This window comes from Streptomyces sp. NPDC014764, from assembly GCF_043082785.1.
In the GTDB taxonomy this organism is placed as follows: Bacteria; Actinomycetota; Actinomycetes; order Streptomycetales; family Streptomycetaceae; genus Streptomyces; species Streptomyces althioticus.
The window spans coordinates 36,801-55,872 of record NZ_JBIBXY010000027.1; the positions used below are offsets into that span (position 1 = coordinate 36,801).

Genomic DNA, 19,072 nt, shown 5'->3' on the forward strand with positions numbered 1-19,072 from the left:
GGGCGAGGAGGCGAAAGTCGGCCAGTTGTCAGGTGAGCGCGTGAATATGGCAGTTGGGACTGTCAGCGCCCGTTACTAGAGTGGTCCGAAGCGGTTGAGATCGTTCAGAGGTGTGCCCACGCGGGACGGGCGCACAGCCGACCGCGCAACGGGGAAAACGGGGAGGAATGCAGTGGGGCTTCCTGACGAGACGGGCAGGGGCACCGCGGACCTACGTCGCGGCGTCATGGCACTGTCCACGTTCAAGAAGCGCGTGGACGACCTGCTGGCCGCTTTCGAGAAGTCGCCGGGCGGGCCGTCCAAGGTCGGATCCCACGAGTTGCCGGCCAACGCCTTCGGCGGCGGTGCCTTCCCGGAGGGCAAGCGGCTGCACCTGGAGTACGAGCGGGTCCACGAGCGGATCACCGCGCTCTCCAAGCAGCTCGGTATGCAACTGGAGGCCATGCGCATCGCAGTGCACGGCGTGGACGTCACCTTCGACAACCTCGAAGAGGAACAGCGCCGGCGCTTCCACGAGATCCGGCTCCAGGTCAACCAGACGCGTGAGGAAATGCTGGACCAGCAGGTCAAGAGGGGCAACCGGGCCGATCACACCGACGCGGGGTACTGATGAGCGGGCACGAGAAGAAGCCGGACCCCTTCCTGGAGGAACGCCAGGAGGCCCAGCAGCAGAACGGCGTCCTCGACGCGGTCACGAACATGACGCGGCTCTCCGTTCCGTTCGGGCCCTTCCACCACCGGGGCATCCACTTCGGTTCCACGAACTTCGAGGGCTACGACCTCAACGACATGGTCGACATCGTCGAGTCGGCCAACCCCGAACTGCTGGAGTCGGCGGCCGAGGCCCTCGTCCAGGCGCGGGACGCCATCCGGACAGCGGCGGAGGAACTGCAGAAGGACATCGGCGGCGTCGACTGGAAGGGCGAGTCCAACACCGCCTTCACCAAGTGGGCGGACAGCCTCGTCAAGACGGCCGAGGGTATCGCCGACTACGCCGACGTCGTCGGCACCCAGGTGCTGGCGGCGAGTTCCGGCCTGGCCTCGGTCCGCAAGTCCATGCCCCCGCGCGACTCCCGCCCCGACCGCAAGACGGTCGACGACATCCCGGCGGTCGCCCAGGTCGACGGCAACGCCGACTACACGGCGGCCCTCAAGGCGGAGAAGAACCGCCAGGAGGCCATCAACCAGATGTACCGCCTGGCGTCGTACTACACCGTGTCGGCGGACACGATGAAGTCGGCGGAGGAACCGGTGTTTCCGAAGATGCCGGATGTGGGGGTGCCGGGGCCTGCGCCCGGGTTCGGTGATGAGTTCACCGTCGGTGCGTACGAGACTCCGGCGGGGGGCGTGCGTAGGGGGGACCTGTATGGCTCCCCTGGCAGCGCTGCGACGGAGCAGGGCTCGAAGGAGCAGCTGTCCACGCCCAACGGAGCGGACACCTCCGTCCGGCACGGTGTGGGTACGGAACTCAACAGCGTCGGTACATTGCCTCCTCAGGAGCCGACCAAGCCGGTTGCTTCCATGCCACCGTCGACGGCCAACCCGGTCAGTACAGGGAATGTCGGCCCACAGGTACCTGGTGCGGTCCCGCCTGTTCTCCGGGGTGCTACCGGCAAATCCACAGGGCCCGGCGGCATTCCTGCTGTCAAGCTGCCTTCGGCGGCGCAGGGGCGGGCGACGAGTGCGACTGGCGACGGTCCGACGGCTCGCCCGGGCGCCGTCCCCCCAGCGCAGCCCGGACGTGCCGCGACACCTGGATCCGCGGTGGGCCGGGGGATTGGTCCTACGGGGCCAGTAGGCCATACAGCCGTGCCAGGTCAGGTGAGGAACCCCGCGAGTGGCCCCGTGGCACGCGGTGTCGTCGGCGGCATGCCGCGATCCACAGGGACGGTCGGACAGGTCGGTGGTGCCCCTCGCGGACCCATGGCCATGGGATCCACACCGCCCAGTCGTGGTGTAACCGGGCGCGGCGCTGAAGGTGTGGTGGGCGGCCGCCCCGTCACTGGCGGCACGTCCAGTGGTCAGAACTCAAAGCTGAAGCCCGGCACGGTCGTCGGCGGCGAGCGCGCACCTGATCCACGCACGAACGGGCAACGGCCGGGGCAGCGGGGTGTGATCGGAGCACCTACCACGACGTCGAACGGCGGTCAGGTGTCGCGTTGGCAAGGCGGAGTCGTAGGCAACGGCCGTGGCCCCGCCAATGGTCGTCCGCGGCGTAACGAGCGGCGTGACAACAAGACGGTAAGTGACTGACCGGACCGGAGGACAGACGGAAGCATGGTGTCAAGGTTCAGCCCGCGCGGCGTACGGAACGCGCCCCCTCAAGAGCGGCGCAGGAGACGGGGCGTCGGCGTTTGTTCCGTGCTTGCCGCTGTGGCCACCCTGTCGGTGGCCACAGCTCCTGTCGCTGACGCTGCGGACGCGCAGTCGGAGCAGTGGTACCTCCCGGCGATGAAGGCTGAGGAGATGTGGAAAGTAAGCACAGGCGAAGGCGTCAAAGTTGCCGTCGTTGACACGGGGGTGAACCCGAGCACACCTGCTTTGAAGGGAAAGGTGCTGGCCTCGGAAGTCCCGCAAAACGTCTCCTACAAAGCCACTGAGGACTACTCCGGCCACGGCACCACCATGGCTGAGCTGATCGCCGGTTCCGGCAAGAACGGCACGCTTAAGGGGCTGGCACCGGGTGCGGAGATCGTTCCCTACCGGGTTGCGCTCACCGGGCTCGACGAGGCGGAGGTTCGGAAGGCTCCCCATCTCGCGGAGATCATCAGGGCGATCGCTGACAGTGATGTGAAAGTCGTCAACATGGCCTTCGGCGCGAGGTTCGAAGTTCCTGGCGTCCGTGAGGCCATCAAATACGCGCACGACAAGGGCAAGTTGTTGTTCGCGGGTACGGGCAACGACGCCAAGGAGACCAGGTTTACGGGCTATCCGGCCGCATACCCGTACGTGGTCGGAGTGGCCGCATCAGACGAGTCTGGCACCGTGGCCGAATTCTCTCAGCACGGCAACTATGTCGACCTCGCTGCTCCAGGACTCGACATCCCCAGATGGTGCGATGAGGATCTGCGCGACTACTGCACCGGGGCGGGCACCAGTATGGCCACTGCAATCGCCTCCGCCTCCGCCGCCCTGGTCTGGTCCGCCCACCCTGACTGGACCGCCAACCAGGTCCTCAACAGCCTCATCGAGACGGCCGGCCGTGACTGGGCCAGGGACGACCCGAGTACGTACCTCGGCTACGGCCTGATCCGCCCCCGCAAGGTGCTCGAGAACAAGAACTTCGATCCGGGCCCGGCGGACACCGACCCCCTCGCGCGGGAGAACGCCGTCGGTCTCCTGGACGACGAGGGCAAGCCGGTGAAACCCGCGAACTCCCCGTCCCCCGCTCCCTCGAAGGGAACGGCGTCCTCGGCCCCCGGCGCCGAGGACGACGGAACGTCAGCAGTCGCCTCCGACACTGACTCCACCGGCACCACCACTCTCTGGGTCGCCCTGGGAGCCGCAGCGGCGGTCCTCGTGGTCGGGGCGGGCGCCTTCGCCGTGATCCGTTCACGGCGAGGCGCGTGAGGAGTCGCAAGCCGCCACAGGGAGAGCACGACCACCACAGGTGCCGCTTCACATCGCACCACCGATCTCACGGAAGGGACCGCCGACATGGCTGAAGGCCGCAAGCTTTACGAGGCCCAGGTACAGACGCTCCAGACGAACGTCATCGACCGGTACGACTCCATCAGGCAGTCGCTGGCCAGGCTCCAGGGAACGATCGACATGATCGAGAAGAACTGGACCGGGCAGGGTGCCATCGCGTTCGACAAGAAGCAGACGGAGATCAACGGCCACATGGCCGCGATCGGCCGGATGCTCGACGAGTTCCTCGAGGGCATCGACCTGAACAAGAAGGACAAGCGGAACCTCGAGAGCCAGATCGAGGCCGACATCACCAAGATCTCGGTGGACGACCTCGGTGGAAAGACCTCGGCGCTGAGCAGCTACTGAGGCAAGCCACCCACCACCGTCCGGTTTCGACGAAACGAGGAACACATGTCCGGCGCGCACTACGACGAACTCGCCGTCTCCTTCGGCACCATGGACGCGCTCGCCACCGAGCTCGGCGACCAGGCTAGGAAGCTCGAGGAGGACCTCGAGGCGCTCAAGAAGGCGGTGCTCGACGCCGCCGCGGGCTGGGGCGGCGAGGCGTACGAGGAGTTCACCAAGAAGACCAAGGAGTGGGACCGCCACGCCAGCGGCATCCACCAGGCCCTGGTCAGCATCGCCCAGCGGGTCGGCACCGCCGGCGGTGACTACCGCGGCGGCGACCTGAAGGGCGCCAGCTACTTCCTGTAGGGGGCAGCGCGCGAGCGCCGGGTTCGGCCCGCCGCTCGTGGAAACACGACGAGGGTGGACACGCACGGGAGGTGTCCACCCTTTCGTGTCTCACTGCACCTGGTCCGCCAGGGCCACGGTGAGCTCCTCGACCTGCTTCGGGCTCGGAGCGGCCGTGGAGGACTCCTCGAACCCCACCAGGAGGGCGGCGTCCCCCTCACCCTTCAGCTTCAGACGCACGGTGGCGACATTGCCGCTGCTCGCCACCAGTACCTCGCCCGTTTCGGCCTTGGCGGCTCCGTTGACGTAGTCGACGGTCTCCGAGCCGCTGAGCCGGCTCAGTGCCGCGGCCACCGGCGCGAGGGGGGTGATGGCGTTCGGCTTGCGCGTGGCGATGGTGTGCACCTGCAGGTCGCGGCGCCCGATGTGGAAGGTGCAGCTCACCAGGGCACCGGGATGTTCGGCCAGCGGGTCACCGGGTTCGGCGCGCTTGCCGCCCTCGGAGGTCGCGACGGGAGTGTCACCGTCCTCTCGCACCGGCCCGGAACCGGCCTCCCCCTCGAGCCCTGCGCTCTCGGCGGCCGCGGCCATGTCATAGGGCAGCGGACAACTGCTCGCCCCTTCCTCCGGTATGTCGTCCGCGGTCTCCGTCAGACCGCTCGCGGTGAGGGATTCCGTGCCGCTCTGGCAGCCGGCGAGCAGGGCGATGGCCGCCAGAACGGCCGCCGTCACCGCACGGTGTCGTGAAAGTGTCACGTGACGTTCCTAGATGTCGTGTGTCTCGGCGCGTGTGAGGCCCCTGCTCGGGCCTCCGTCGTTGGCTCGGTCGAGCCTGCCCAGTGTGCTGCTCTGCGCGCTGAAGGACGTCTTGAGAGCTCAGCGCCTTGGCGAAAGGGCCGGCCAGCCGAGGATCCAGGGGGTCGGACTCCTTCACGTTCTCTTCCAAGGCCGGGCGGTTGGCGGGCTTCCCGTCCCACGCGGCGGCTGAGCCGACCTTGGGAGTTCGAGGTGGCGGCAACGACGGCCACGACCACCGACCGGCGTGGTCGAAGTGGCGCCCAAGACAGGTCCTCCTAGCTGTTGTGATCACGAAGTGGTGCAGCCGAAGCGCTCGCCGGCGACATCGACGAAGTTGTCGTACAGCGAGCGCAGGCCGGGGGCACCGGACTCTTCGAGGGCGGCTGTGTAGCCCTCATGGACTTCCATGGCGAAGTAGGTGGGAACGCCGCCGCAGTCGGCGACGACGTGGGTGGGATCAGCTCCCATGACCTCGTGGCCGGCCACGCGCCGCTGCTCGGTGTACCCGGGGGAGGAGCGGATGCCCGCGATGAGGCGGGCTTCCTGCGTCACTGCGTACGTGGCGTGGTTGTCGACCTCACACGACCAGACAGGACCCCCGTCGCGCTGGACCGTCTCCGTGGTCCCGGCGCGTTCCCGGGTAGCGGGACCCGGAAACGTCAGACCGGCGATGCCGCAGACCGTGTCGTCCCGCACCGGGCGTGCTGCGGGAGCCGGGGCCAGGGCCTCGGGGGCGGACATGGGCTCGTCGGAGGCACAGCCTCCGCGCTGCGCCGCGTTGTTGGCCACCTCGGTCAGCAGTCGGGCGAGTGCGAGCGGGTCCGCTCCCTGCGGGGCGTACCCCTCCACGATCGCCGGCCCGTTGTCGTCGATGCAGGCCTCCGGGAGCAGGACCCAGCCGTGGTCCTGGCCCACCCCACCGGTGGCGCCATCGGAGAAGAACGACATCATGGCGGGGCTGGGCCACCGTCCTTCTTCGCGGAAGGGGAAATCACCTCTCTCGCGGCTTCCCGAAACCCTCAGTTGATCGGTGTCCGGCCCCAGAAGGAAGGACGACCTCTCCACCATGCAGGCGAAAGTCACGCGATCACTTGACGACCCGTCCAATCCGGGGCCGTCGGAGAGGCGCCCGGAACGAGGGAAGACCTCTTCGGCCGTGTTCCCGGACACGAGTCCTCCGCAAAGGTCTCCACGGCCCAGCACGTTCGTGTTCAGCCACAGATAAGCACTTGCCGTCAGCAGGGTGACCGCAAGAACGGGTGCGATGATCCTGCGTCCGAGACGTGCCCGGCCACTCTTGTCCGCCATGTCACTTCCTCGTACGCAAAGCCGAGTACGCGTCCTCACGCCCTGTGATGAAGCTCTGTTTGGCCTCGCCCTTGGCGTGTTCGTGGGCCTCGGTTCCCTTGATGTCGTGGGTGGTGCCCCATGCGTCGAGCAGCGCGTTCGTGCCACCGACGCCCGCGGACGTCTCAGCACTGTCCTCGGACCTGGCCACGTCCTCGGCTGCGGCCGTCACGTCTTTGGAGTACTCGTAGGTGGCTGCGTCGATCATGCGTTGGACCGGATCCCCCACCACGGGAATCTGAGTGAACAGCCCACCCACCCCGTGGTACGTGTAGCGCATGGTGTCGTTGAGGTTGCCGATCTTGGTGTCCCGGTCGTCGAGAATCATGTCGGACCCGATCGCCGTCATGGATCCGTAGACCTCGCCCACGTGCCGGGCCTTGTTGTCCCAGTCGCCGACGACATTGTTCTGTTGCTCGGAGGGAGCGTCCCTTGCTGTGTCGAGGTAATCGGCCGAGTAGACCTTCTGGTTCTCGTACAGGAGGTCGTAAACGAGGACGGGGTCCCCGTCGGGGGTCGTTCCGTAGGCGGCGTCGGACACCCCGCGCATTACGCGGAGCAAGCTGTGCTTGCTGTTCGCGATGCTGGACTCGTCACCATCAGCGTTGATGTGATCGAGCCCGTCGGGGCTGCTCGGCTCGGTGCCACTGAGGATCGCGTGAGTGTCCATTGTGTAGTCGGCGAGAGCGCGTCCCAGGGGAACCTTCATGTTCTGCGGTATGGCGTCGTCCTTGTCCAACTGGGTGATGGTCTCCTGCATCACCCGAGCCTGTGCTTCGGTGTGGTGGTCGAAGGACGCGCCGGTGCCATCGGGTTCCCGGCCGGTGGTCGCCGCTTCAAGGGCCAGGCCGAGCCCGAGGCGGCTGAGTGGGTCGTCCATGGTGACGACCGTGGGTCCGGCGACTGTGCTGTGTTGCGGCCACTCGCGTTCGTGCAGCAGGTACTTCACATGGTCATTGGCCACATGATCGGACCCCGTACCGTTGCCTGCGGGGTCGAAGAAGGAGGTGGCTGCGTCGGGGTTCTTGCTCATGACGCCGAGGAGCCCGTCCAGGGCGTCTGCCCGAATGCCGTCGTGCCCGGCGCCCCACTCGGTGTAGATACCGGGCTGGTGCTTCTCAGCGGCTATGAGTTCGTCGCCCAGTTCGTAGAGGAACTGGTCGTCGTACTTGGCGTCGGCATGCTGCATCAGGCTGACGAATGACTGGTACCCGTAGAGCGGCTGGGTGTTGGATCCGTAGTTCTTGGTTCCGTGCTTGCCGAGGTCATCCATCCACTGGCGGTAGAACCGGCCGTCGTCGCTGGCCACCCAGTCCTTGAACTTCTGTGATCCCGGGGGCACGTCGGCGACCGAGCCGGGCACCTGGGTGGCCTTGGCGACGGTGTCGGCCAGACCGCCTTGCAGCTCCAGGTATATGGCCTTGTGCTTCTTGTCGTCGTCGTACGCGAGCTCGTTCAGCTCGTTGGTCAACTTGATGGTGCCGTCCGGGCCGAGCCCTTTGAGCAGGGTCTGGCTGAACACCTTGTCGTCCGAGTTGTCGCGGAAGGCCCGCCGGAGTTCGGCGAGTTCGGTGGCGGACACTTTGTCGCCGGCCGCGAGCCGGTTGGCGATGTCCTCGGCGTTCTCGGCTTCGTACTTCTCGATGTCGCCCTGAGCCTGCCCGTTGAAGCCGTTGGAGGTGCCGTCGAGGAGGTTGGAGTCGACGACGACGGCGTTGAGGGAGAGCTGGACGCCCTTGTCCGCGTCGGTGATGTCTTTGACGAGCTGATCGATGCGGTTCTGCGAGGCCTGAACCTGCTTGCGCACGCTCTCCTGGAAATCGGGGTCGTGGTGGTAGGCGTTGCGGGTGCCCTCGTCTAGCGAGGCGGTGTCGTACGTGACGACGCCCTGGTCCGACACCCTCATGCCGTTGGCCACCGCGTCCTGACGGGCGGCCTTGAGCTTCCCGCGCAGCTCCACGAACTGGATGTGGGCGTCTCGCAGGAGCGAGGAGACGGCTTTCGCCTCGGTCTGGGCGTTCTGGTACTCCTGCAGAGTGATGTCGAAGCGGCGGTTCGCGGCGTCTGCGCTCAGACCTATCCATGCCGGGCCCATGGATATGCCGTGGACATCCCGCTTGTAGGCCTTCTCCTGTTTGCTGAACTCCTTTGCCATGCCGTCCCAGGCATCGGCCGCCGTGGTGAGCGTGCCCAGGTCTGTCGTCATGATCTCGTGATACGTCGGCACGGGTCCCCCGTGGTGCGCGTCGGCGTGAACGGTCGGTGGTGGCGGGTGTGAATCAGTAGCCGTCGAGGCTCGACGACTTGCGAATACCCAGGCCGACACCGAAGTCGGTGTTCTGCAGCAGGATGTTGGTGCTGCGCAGGGCCTCCTTCTCGGAGCCCAGACGGTTCATCAGGGCCTGCACCTGCTCGCCCCACGTCTTGTGGGCCTTCTTCAGCGCCGTGGAGGTCACCCAGCCGTCGCCGTCCTTCGCGGCGAAGGCCTTGACCGCGGCGCCGGTCTCGTCGTCCGCCAGGTCACCGGCCTTGCGGGTGTCGGGCTGCAGATTGTCCTGGATGGCCTTGGCCGCGGCCTTCTTCTGTGCGGGGGAGGAAGCAAGGTCTTTCCTGCCTGCCCCCACCGGCCCCGTGGGACCTCCCGTGTCCGCGGGGTACTGATTCAGCCGCATCCCGACCGGCTGTTCAGCCCCGCCAACGGTCCCGTACTGGTCCGCCGCGCCAGACCCCACCACGACTTGCGCCACCCCGTTCAGTCGATCACTGTTCGTCCGACAGGCTAACAATCGGACCGACGAACGGCTCACCGGAGGCCGCACCAGAACGATCTCGCTCCCCACATATCGCTGCTGAGAACGCATCACGCCTCAGGAGGGGCAACCGAGCTTCTTTTTGTACGCATCGAAGTAGGGCGGTCCGAGCTTCTCCAGTAGAGACTGGGAATCTCTATTCCAGCGGATGTCTTTTACGGCTACGGTCAGGACATCACCCTCCTCGCTGACTCCGGGGCAGGGTATAACCGTTACGACGCCGTTCTCCCATGATGCGTACTTACCTCCTGCGAAGTAGCGCGTTCCCTTCCTCGCGGAGAGGTCGAAGTAGTCGCGCAGTGTGTACCCGCTCTCATTCCAATCTGCGTCGCTGACTACGGAGTCGTTGCCATCAACGTACATGTGGCAGAACTGTCCTTCTTCGAGGGTGAAGTGCCCCGTGTCCTGTCCTAGTTCGTCACCGTCGTGGAGGAGATCTCCAAGGATCTGCTTGTCCGCGGAAATCCCGCAGATATTGTCCGGTACCTGATAGGAGAGACCATCCTTCGTAGAGCTGCAAGCGGTGAGTGGGAGGGTGCACAGAATGGCTGTGGTGAGTGCCCTCATAGAGGAGCTGTTCACTCGGTGATTCCTTGTCACGTGCCGTCTCCCGAAGAATTCCACTGGGCGCCGTCGGAGTGGCTTACGCCAGCTGCCGTTCGCGCGGCGCGGTTGATGGCGTCCATCGTTTTCTGGTCGAACTCTCTATGCTGCTCAAAAAAGGTGGTTACGGCTAGCGATGAGGCCGACGCTACTGCCTCCCGGCCATCTGAGTATTGGTTGCCTGCGTCGCGCTCAGCCTCTTCCGTGGTGTCCTGCTCAACGCTCTTTACGACGCTCTCGGTGACGTCTTCGACAAGCCAGTTGACAGGCTCCGTCACGACAGAGAAGGGCGGTGGAATGGCGCCCGTCCCCAATCCAAGGAACCGCCCCACCCACTTCGCATTGTCCGCGACAGCCTCGTTGTACTCCGTGTCCGAAGCCGTGTGGTAGTCGTAGATCGCGTCAGCCCGCGCGTTGCTCATGATTCCCGCGATGGCGGCGCCCGGTGCGACCAGGTCGCCGACGCGGGAGGCGTCCTCCGCTGTGAGACCCTTGCCCTCCGCGTCCAAGAACTGGTGAACCACAGCCGTCGTGTAGGCCTGCTGCGCGGCGGTGATGGCGCTGTACGCGTCCGGGTCCTGTCCGACGAGCCCGAGGAACTTCTGCGCGTCTCCGTAACCGAGATCGGCCGGCGCACCGTTGACCGGGAACACCTTGCTGTCGACGTCCTCCATGTACATCGTCCGCTGGAAGTCGCCCATGTAGTCGGCGGCGATGTTGCCCAGGCTGTCGCGCAGGGCATACAGGGGACCGGTCTCCTCGTCCTCCAGGTCCCCGTTCATGTTGTGCGTCAGCAGATCCGGGTTCTTGGAGAACTTCTCCACGATGTCGTGGACCAGTTCCGCCTGCGCCTTGCTGTGCTTGACCGACGGATCGACGACGTCGCTGTCGTAGGGGCGGCCTGTCGCGGCGGCCTCGAGAGCGTGGCCCAGAGCATCGGGGCCGTAGTTACGGGCCTTGTCCGTCGCCTCCGAATCGAACCCCATGTTGGAGGCGTTTCTGTCTGTCGTCCACTCGAAGTCCTTGTCGGCGAAAAGATCGAGGTAGGACTTGAAGTCTGTCTTGGCCCCTGACTTGACCGTGCCGTCCTCGTTGTAAGCCGTCGGCTTCTCCGTGAAGAACTGCTCGGCCGCCTCAGGGCTGTGGCCCAACGCCTCCAGCACACTGTTCAGCGGGTCGTTGCCACTGCCCAGTTTCCCGGACGGGTTGAAACCGTAGCGATCGTCGCTGCCGGCGGGCCTGTTGGAGAGGAACCGCTTCGGATCCTCCTGGTGCAGCTGGGTGACATGCTCCGCGATAGGCGTCAGGAACGCCGGGTCGTAGTTCCCGTAACGGAGCAAGCCCCCCAGGACCTGGTAGCCGTACGGCTTGCTCCACATGCCACGCTCCCATTCGATCTCCTGGGTGCCCAGTTTGCGGAACTCCGCGCCCCACCATGAGGGAAGATGCTGCCGGTCGCCGCGGACGCTTTGCGGGGTGTAGGGATCGGTGGCGTTGGCCAAGGCGTGGCCCATGTACTTCTGCAGATCCTGCACCCCGGCCAGACGGGTCTTGGAAGCGTCCTGACCGGTCCCGTCGATCGACAGCGCCGCGTAGAACTCGAGCGTCTGCCGTGGTCCGCCCAGGCCCTCGAAGAACTCCGTCGCGAACTCGCCGTCCTTCTCACGACCGTTGTGACGCAGCAGCCTGTTCAGCTCCGCCAGGTCGCGGTCGGACATGTCCTCCCGCTTCTTGGCGAGCTCCAGGGCACGCTCGACCTGGGCGTCGTTCAGGGAGTCGTACTTCGCGTGCCCGGCGTTGTACAGGTCGCTCCCGTGCGCCCGCTTGAGCGCCAGCTTGGCGGAGACGTCGATGTCGTGAGCATGGGCGACCTTCCGGGTGATGGAGTCGGCGTAGTGCTGCCGGTCCGCCTTCGTGTCGTCCTTGCCGTCCTTGCTCTTCTTGGCGTCGGCGTCGGGCCGTAGACCCACACTCACCGTGCCGTCACGGTTGTCCTGAACGGTGTACCCCTTCTCCTTCGCCTCGGCGGTGAGAGTACGTACACCCTTCTGCAGACTCACCAGCTCACGATGGGCGTCCTCCAGCACCTGGAAGATGCTGTTGGCCTCCGTGTGGAGGTCCGCGAACTCCTTGACGGTCTTGTCCACGAACTTCCGCGTGACGCCGGCGTTCACACCTTCCCAGCGAGCGCGGTCCGACTTCTTCTTGAGCCCGTCACGGGCATCGGTCTCGAGCTGCTTGAGGTTGCTGACCACCTTCTTCCAGTCCGACACCGAGGTGCCCAGCTTGCCGAGGTCGACCTGCATCAGGTCGCCGTAGGTGATGGACATGCCTGACTTCCCCCGTGCTACTTGAAGTACTTCTCGAGTTCCGAGGCGGGCAGCGCGGTGCCGTCACGCCGCATGATGGACGCGGCGATCTCGGCATCGTCGTTGGCGTGCAGCTTCTTGCTGAAGTCCAGGTGGTTGGAGATATGGGCGCAGGCCTGGCGGACCGCCTTCACCTGGCTCTCCCAGACGGACAGAGTCGTCATGAGTTCGTCGCCCATGGTGAAGCCGGAGCCGGACAGCGTCGTCGCCGCCTGGTGGGTGGAACCGGCATGGTCGGCGTTCATTCCGGCACCCGCAATGTCCACCTTCTTCTCGAGGTCACCGTGCAGGACGAACGCCTCGTGGCCCACGGCGCCGAGGTCGTCCTGGCGGGCGACCAGGTCCAGCTTTCCGCCGCCCGGCCCCTGGGCCGGCGCCCCGTTCAACTGCATCTGCGCCGGCTGCCGGTCGGCAGCCTGAGACTTCAGCTGCTCCCACTCGTCCCATGCCATGGATCCGCTCCTCCTCGGCTTCAGCCGAACTCAGCCGTACCACTTGCCTGCCCTGCGAAGGCTCCGTGAGCAATCACACCGGTTCCCGTCGTCAGAACCTCTCCTCCTCGACCAGCCCCGTCTGCACCAACGGCCGCCCACGCCGCCGGGAGACGAACACCCCCCGCCCCGCGGGCATCGGCCGCGGCCGCACCCCGCCCAGCACGTCGCCCTCGGACGGGTCGCCCGACAACACGACGCCCTGCGCCCCCAGCTCCTTGATGCGCTGCATGAAGGCCTCGTACGAGGCGCGGCTCGCGCCGGCCGTGGACCGCGCGATGACGAAGCGCACGCCCACGTCCCGCGCGAACGGCAGCAGTTCCGTCAGACCGCTGAGCGGATTGCCGCTCGACGTGGCGACGAGGTCGTAGTCGTCGATGACCACGTACACCGTCGGGCCTCGCCACCAGGAGCGGTTCCGGAGCTGCTGCGGGGTCACGTCGGCGGTCGGGGTGCGCCGCTTCATCAGGTCGGCCAGAGCCACCATGTGGTGCTCCATGGCATTGGACATCGGAATGTACTCGGCGAGGTGGGTGTCCGGGGTGGCACCCAGAAGCGAGCGCCGGTTGTCCACGACGAACAGCTTGCACGCGTCGCCCGGGTAGCGCGTCGTGAGCTGCTTGATCAGCAGGCGCAGCAGGTTCGACTTGCCGGACTCGCTCTCCCCGAAGACCAGGAAGAAGGGATCCTGGTCGAAGTCGACGAACACGGGCTCGAGGTTGTCCTCGTCGAGCGCGAAGGCGACGCCGCGCTGAGGGAAGCGGTCGCCCGGAGGCAGGTGACCGGCCGGGAATTCACGCGGCAGCAGGCGCACCTTCGGCGCCCCCGGCGCCTCCCAGTGCCGGGACACCTCCGCGGCCAGCGCGGCCGTGGCGTCCGCGAGGTCGGTGTCGGACTTCAGACCGTCGATGCGCGGCACGGCCGCCATGAAGTGCAGCTTCTGGGGCGACAGACCACGCCCAGGCACGCCGGTGGGGACGTTCGCGGCTACCTTGCGGTCGATCTCGGAGTCCATCGTGTCGCCGAGGCGCAGCTCGAGCCGGTTCAGCAGGCTGTCCTTGAGGGCGGACCGGACCTCCATGGAACGGGAGGCGGAGAGGACCAGGTGGACGCCGTAGCCGAGGCCGCGGGCGGCGATGTCGAGGATCACCTGATCGAGTGCTTCGTAGTCGGCGCGGAAGTTGCCCCATCCGTCGATGACGAGGAACACGTCGCCCCAGGGCTGGTCGGTGACTGAGATGTCGCCGCGGGCGCGCCGGGTCCGGAACTCGGCGATGGAGGAGATGCCCGCGGTGCGGAAGTACTCCTCACGGCGGTTCAGCAGGCCGTACACCTCCGCCACCGTGCGTCGCACCTGCTCCGGGTTGAGCCGGGAGGCGACACCGCCGACGTGCGGCAGTCCGGCCAGCGCGGACATGCCACCGCCACCGAAGTCCAGGCCGTAGAACTGCACCTCGTGCGGGGTGTGCGTCAGCGCGAAGGAGCAGATCAGCGAGCGCAGCAGGGTCGACTTGCCGGACTGTGGACCGCCAAGGATCTGCATATGGCCGGCCGCGCCCGAGAAGTCCACCCACAGCGGGTCACGACGCTGCTCGTACGGCTTGTCGACAAGGCCGACCGGAACCACCAGGCGCCCGGCGCCCTCGTAGCCCGGCTGCGTGAGCCCCCGCCCCTCCACCGCGGCGAGGCCGGGCAGGAGCCCGTCCAGTGAGGGTGGGCTGTCCAGCGGCGGCAGCCACACCTGGTGGGCCGCCGGGCCCTGCGCCTCCAGCCGGCGCACGACCACGTCCAGCACGGTGTCCGCCAGGGCGTCGTCCGTCTCGCCGGCGCCGTCCGCCGCGCCGGTCCGTTGCCGCGGCACCGGCACGTACTGCACCGGCACCTCCGCCGTCGTGAACAGCACAGGGCGCCGGTCCATCGGCAGCGGCCCTTCCGCGGACGCGTCCCGCTGTCCTCCCGGGCGGTAGACGCCCGAGACGTACGCCGCCTTGAAACGCACCATCTCGTCCGTGCCGAACTTCAGGATTCCCGACCCCGGCACGTTCGGCAGTTCGTACGCGTCCGGCACGCCCAGGGCCGCGCGCGACTCGGCGGCGGAGAACGTGCGCAGACCGATGCGGTACGACAGATACGTCTCCAGGCCGCGCAGCCGTCCCTCCTCCAGCCGCTGAGAGGCCAGCAGCAGGTGCACGCCCAGAGACCGGCCGATGCGGCCGATCTGCACGAACATGTCGATGAAGTCCGGCTTCGCGGTGAGCAGTTCGCTGAACTCGTCGATGACCAGCAGCAGGGAGGGGATGGGCTGGAGCGGCGCGCCCGCGGCCCTGGCCTTCTCGTAGTCGTGGATGTTGGCGTAGTTGCCCGCGTCGCGGAGCATCTCCTGGCGCCGGTTCAGTTCGCCGCGGATGGAGTCGGCCATGCGGTCGACCAGGGTCAGGTCGTCCGCCAGGTTGGTGATGACGGCCGCCACGTGCGGCAGCTGCGCCATCCCGGCAAAGGTGGCACCGCCCTTGAAGTCCGCAAGGACGAAGTTCAGCGTTTCCGAGGAATGGGTGACCGCCAGGCCCAGCACCAGCGTGCGCAGCAGTTCCGACTTGCCGGAACCGGTGGCGCCGACGCACAGACCGTGCGGGCCCATGCCCTCCTGCGCCGCCTCCTTGAGGTCCAGCATCACCGGGCGCCCGTCCTCACCGACGCCGATCGGCACCCGCAGCCGTTCCGCCTGCGACCGCGGCCGCCAGGTGCGCCGGGTGTCGACGGAGGCGGCGTCGCCCAGGTTCAGCAGGTCCGTGAACTCCAGGTTCGCCAGCAGGGGTTCGTCGTCGTCGCCGCCCGAGGCCACCCGCAGCGGAGCCAGTTGCCGGGCCAGCGCCTCCGCGGACTCGTAGGACAGGGAGTCCGGCTTCCCCTCGTAGACCTCGCCGTGCGCCGACTCCAGGTAGAGCGTGTGCGGCCGCACGATGACGGACAGGTCACCCTGGGCGCCCGCCGGTTCTCCACGGGTCACCTCGATTACCGTCACACCCTGGAGGCCCTCGGGGCTCGCCAGCAGGGACGTCGGCGGCAGGGACACCCCGTCGAGCACGACGACGACGTGCGGAGTGTCGGGCAGGGGGGCGGCGTTCGGGTGGAAGCGGGGGCGTCCGATGAGACGCGAGGAGAGCAGATCGTCGAGCTCGAGGGGATCACTGCTGATCAGACGGCGGGATCCGGCGCCGTCCGTGAGGCCGGGAAGCTGCACGTGCGGCAGCCACTTGGCCCATTCCCAGTGCGGCAGGGACTCCCGTCCCGCCGCGACCGCGACGACCAGATCCTCGGGGGAGTGCAGGGAGGCGAGTGACCCGGTCAAGGCTCGGACGCAGGAACGTACGGCCTCAGCCTCGCCACCGAGCACCACATGGGAGAAGGCGCGCAGCGAGACAGCCATGGGCAGGTCGTCCAGGGTGCTGTGCATCGCGACGAACCGCTGCATCGCGCCCGCCGTGAGCGGCTCAAGCTGATCGATGGGGCCGATCTCCGGGGCGACCAGCGGAGTGGCCAGCGACTGCGGGCCCAGACCGATGCGCACCTGGGCGAAGTCCTCGTCGCTCGGACGCCGTTCCCACACGCGGCTGCCTTCGGCGACCAGCGCCCACAACTGCTCCGGGGAGGGGTGGAGGTAGTACTGGGCGTCACGCTGCGCCCGTGCCGTGTCCTGGGTGGTCCGGCGGGTCCGCGACAGATAACCCAGGTAGTCGCGGCGGAGGTCGGCGATCTGTCCCTGGGAGCCTCGACGGAAGCGGATCACCATGGCGACCGACATGGCGATCGTCGACGCGATCATCACCATGCCCATGATGCGCATGAAGGGCTGCCCGCTGGTGAAGAAGAAGACGACCGAACCGCCCATGCCGAGGGTCGGCAGCAGCTGCATCAGCACGCTTTCCCGGTGTCCCCGCGGCAGTTCGGGCGGCGGCTGCACGACGACCTCGCTCGTCGGCACTTCCGGCGGCAGCGCCCGAGGAGGACGCTTCACGACGATCTGGCTCACTGCCCACCAATTCCCTTGCCGGCCCGCTGGGTTTGTCGTCCGCCTCCCCGTGTCAGGCGCACGAGGGCCGCCGCGTGATCCTACTGATCGCACCCGGCGATGGCGGGCGGTAGGGTGCCGGGGGTTCGCGTGAGCACATGCGAATTCCGAAGGGCGCACGTCACCTCGCGCGTTCGACGCGGCGTGCACACGGCGTGCCCGGTGGAATCGTCTCCGGTCGTCCCGACCCGCTGCGGGCCGCGAGGGGGAGACACCGACCCGTCACTCCAGCTGACACAGCATCACTGAGGGGGATCAGAAGGTGAGCACGACGGCCTCCACGGCGGTCACCGGCACCGGCGCACCGGGCCGGGGAGCCCATACCGGGGCGGTGACGGGGCTCGGCTTCTGCCGGGTCACCATCGTCGCGCCCGACAGCCGGGTCGATGTGGCGCTCCCCGACGACGTGCCGGTGGCCGACCTCTATCCGGAGATCCTCAGGCTCTCCCGGCAGACCCCGGCCGAGGGCGCCCCGGTCGGCTACCACCTCGTACGCCGCGACGGCACCGTCCTCGACAGCTCCCGTTCCTTCGCGGCACAGCGCATTCTCGACGGCGAACTGCTCACCCTTCGTCCCTTCTCCGAATCCCTGCCGCCCGCCGTCGTCGACGACGTCTCCGAAGCGGTGGCCTCCGCGGTGTCCCGGGACAGGTCCCTGTGGGACGGCGACCTCACGCGGGCCGCGGGCCTGATCGGCGGTGGTGTGCTGCCCGCCCTGCTGGCCTTCGTCGCCTGGACCGCCGATCCGCGGCACGACATGCACAGCCTGCCCGGTGTCCTCGCGGGTGTCGCCGGTCTCCTGCTCGTCGTCCTCGGCTGCGTGCGTGCCCGCGTCTACGACGACCGCGCCGGAGCCGTGGCGCTGGGCCTCGGCGCGCTGCCCAACGTGGGTGTGGCCGGCTCAGGGCTGCTGTCGCTCTCCGAGGGGCAGGGCATCGGGAAGCTGCAGTTCCTTCTCGCCTGTGCGGCCGTGCTGGTGGCCTCGGTGATCCTCACCCTGTGCTCCCCGAGCGGCGACGGCCCGTTCGTCGCCGTCTCCGTGGCCTCGGCCCTCGCGCTGCTCGCCTCCTTCGCGGCTCTGCTGAGGAACTGGACCCCGGCCGAGACCGCCGCCCTGTGCGCGCCGGTCGCCGTCGGCGCCCTCGCCTTCCTGCCGGGCATCTCCCTGCGGTTCGCCCGGCTGCCCATCGGCTTCGAGACGCCGGACACCGCCCCGCCCAGCGCGTACGGCAACGATCCCGCGCCCCACCAGCCGGTGGACGCCGAACGCATCCGGGCCCAGGCCCGGCGCGGTCACGAGCTCCTCGTCGGCCTGGTCGGCGGCTGTTCGCTGGTGGCGGCGGGAGCGGCCCTGGTGCTCGGCTTCTCCGGCGGACTCTGGGCACAGCTGCTGGCCCTCGCCACGGGAGTGGCCCTGCTGATGCGCGCGCAGCTGTTCCGCTACACCGCGCAGGTCGCCACGCTCCTCGCCGCCGGACTCGCCTCCCTGGTGGCACTCGGCCTGGGCCTCGCGCTCAACCCGCCGGACGCCCTGGTCCGGGACGCGCTGGCGGGGGACCGCGCCGGCCTCGACCTCCGCGCGGTCTGGCTGGTCACCGCCATCGCCGCGGCTGCCGCGCTGATCACCCTGATCGGCCTGAAGGCGTCGCACAGCGGCCCCACCCCTTTCTGGGGCCGGTTCCTGGAGATCGCGGAGGGCTTCGTGCTGCTCACGCTGGTGCCTCTGGCGCTGGCCGTCTTCGACGTCTACACCACGGTGCGGTCCCTGACCGGATGACGAGGCGCGGCCTCCGCCGGGGATTCCGTCGGACGCCGCGCCCTCGGTCGGAGGATCACGCCTCGTGCTCCGTCGGCTCCAGGTCGAACTCTCCGTCGCGCGCGCCCAGCACGAACGCGCGCCACTCCGCCTCGGTGTACCGCAGGACGGTGTCCGGGTCCAGGGAGGACCGCATGGCCACGGCGCCGCCGGGCAGGTACGCGATCTCCACCCGCTCCTCGTGCTCCTCCGTGCCCGGCGCGCTCAGCCACTCGACACCGGAGATGTCGAGGGCGTAGAGCTCGTTCTTCTCCCGCTCCTTGCGTGCCTTGATCTCCTCAGCCGTCTCCGCCATGCCCCAGCGACCCCTTCCCGACGTACGATCGATGCGAGCGCTCACCCTAGTGGCCTGCTCACGCCCTTCCGACGGGTTCCACCGACCGGGGGAAAGCGGCCCGTAACCACCTGGTACTCTGGGCGACGGCCGTATGTGTACGCACCCC

Annotated in this window: 15 protein-coding genes; 6 read left to right on the forward strand and 9 right to left on the reverse strand. The window is 67.8% G+C overall.

Going from position 1 to position 19,072, the window contains the following annotated elements; genetic code table 11:
- Window positions 1-226 precede the first annotated feature (226 nt).
- From ACF1AG_RS33275 to ACF1AG_RS33295, 5 genes are all read left to right on the forward strand, one after another.
- On the forward strand, window positions 227-610 hold the full coding sequence (locus tag ACF1AG_RS33275) for a hypothetical protein (protein ID WP_359601196.1): 384 nt from the start codon (window positions 227-229) through the stop codon (window positions 608-610).
- Window positions 610-2,253, forward strand: coding sequence for a hypothetical protein (locus ACF1AG_RS33280; protein ID WP_391810929.1), 1,644 nt, complete (start codon window positions 610-612; stop codon window positions 2,251-2,253). Before ACF1AG_RS33275 ends, ACF1AG_RS33280 begins: the two co-directional genes overlap by 1 nt.
- A 198-nt stretch (window positions 2,254-2,451) precedes the next feature.
- Window positions 2,452-3,570: a S8 family serine peptidase gene (locus ACF1AG_RS33285; RefSeq protein WP_391810930.1), complete on the forward strand. Its 1,119-nt coding sequence runs from the start codon at window positions 2,452-2,454 to the stop codon at window positions 3,568-3,570.
- 87 nt (window positions 3,571-3,657) lie between these two features.
- Window positions 3,658-3,999, forward strand: a complete 342-nt coding sequence (locus tag ACF1AG_RS33290; protein WP_359601193.1) for a WXG100 family type VII secretion target — start codon at window positions 3,658-3,660, stop codon at window positions 3,997-3,999.
- 45 nt (window positions 4,000-4,044) lie between these two features.
- Window positions 4,045-4,347, forward strand: coding sequence for a WXG100 family type VII secretion target (locus tag ACF1AG_RS33295; protein ID WP_033277429.1), 303 nt, complete (start codon window positions 4,045-4,047; stop codon window positions 4,345-4,347).
- 90 nt (window positions 4,348-4,437) lie between these two features.
- Here the strand turns inward: ACF1AG_RS33295 and ACF1AG_RS33300 are convergent, their stop codons facing one another.
- From ACF1AG_RS33300 to eccCa, 8 genes are all read right to left on the reverse strand, one after another.
- Window positions 4,438-5,082, reverse strand: coding sequence for a hypothetical protein (locus tag ACF1AG_RS33300; protein WP_359601192.1), 645 nt, complete (start codon window positions 5,080-5,082; stop codon window positions 4,438-4,440).
- A 330-nt stretch (window positions 5,083-5,412) separates the two neighbouring features.
- Window positions 5,413-6,075, reverse strand: coding sequence for a hypothetical protein (locus ACF1AG_RS33305; RefSeq protein WP_391810931.1), 663 nt, complete (start codon window positions 6,073-6,075; stop codon window positions 5,413-5,415).
- Between the two features lie 358 nt (window positions 6,076-6,433).
- The gene (locus tag ACF1AG_RS33310; protein ID WP_391810932.1) at window positions 6,434-8,677 is read right to left on the reverse strand and encodes a hypothetical protein; all 2,244 of its coding nucleotides are present in this window, start codon (window positions 8,675-8,677) and stop codon (window positions 6,434-6,436) included.
- A gap of 73 nt (window positions 8,678-8,750) precedes the next feature.
- A complete protein-coding gene (locus tag ACF1AG_RS33315; protein ID WP_391810933.1) occupies window positions 8,751-9,095 on the reverse strand; it encodes a hypothetical protein in 345 nt (114 codons plus the stop codon).
- Between the two features lie 243 nt (window positions 9,096-9,338).
- Entirely contained in the window at window positions 9,339-9,863 is a 525-nt protein-coding gene (locus tag ACF1AG_RS33320) for a hypothetical protein (RefSeq protein WP_359601188.1), read from the reverse strand.
- A 14-nt stretch (window positions 9,864-9,877) separates the two neighbouring features.
- Complete coding sequence (locus ACF1AG_RS33325) at window positions 9,878-12,214, reverse strand: DUF6571 family protein (protein WP_359601187.1); 2,337 nt, start codon at window positions 12,212-12,214, stop codon at window positions 9,878-9,880.
- A gap of 17 nt (window positions 12,215-12,231) precedes the next feature.
- Complete coding sequence (locus ACF1AG_RS33330) at window positions 12,232-12,705, reverse strand: hypothetical protein (protein WP_359601186.1); 474 nt, start codon at window positions 12,703-12,705, stop codon at window positions 12,232-12,234.
- 91 nt (window positions 12,706-12,796) lie between these two features.
- A complete protein-coding gene (gene eccCa, locus ACF1AG_RS33335) occupies window positions 12,797-16,774 on the reverse strand; it encodes a type VII secretion protein EccCa (RefSeq protein WP_391810934.1) in 3,978 nt (1,325 codons plus the stop codon).
- 301 nt (window positions 16,775-17,075) lie between these two features.
- Here eccCa and eccD point away from each other — a divergent pair, with 301 nt between their 5' ends.
- Window positions 17,076-18,590 (forward strand): type VII secretion integral membrane protein EccD, encoded by a 1,515-nt coding sequence (eccD, locus tag ACF1AG_RS33340; protein ID WP_391810935.1) that lies wholly within the window; start codon window positions 17,076-17,078, stop codon window positions 18,588-18,590.
- A 55-nt stretch (window positions 18,591-18,645) separates the two neighbouring features.
- Here eccD and ACF1AG_RS33345 read toward each other — a convergent pair whose 3' ends face one another.
- Window positions 18,646-18,924 carry a DUF397 domain-containing protein gene (locus tag ACF1AG_RS33345; RefSeq protein ID WP_359601183.1) on the reverse strand — a complete coding sequence of 93 codons (279 nt, stop codon included), beginning with the start codon at window positions 18,922-18,924 and terminating at the stop codon, window positions 18,646-18,648.
- Window positions 18,925-19,072 lie beyond the last annotated feature (148 nt).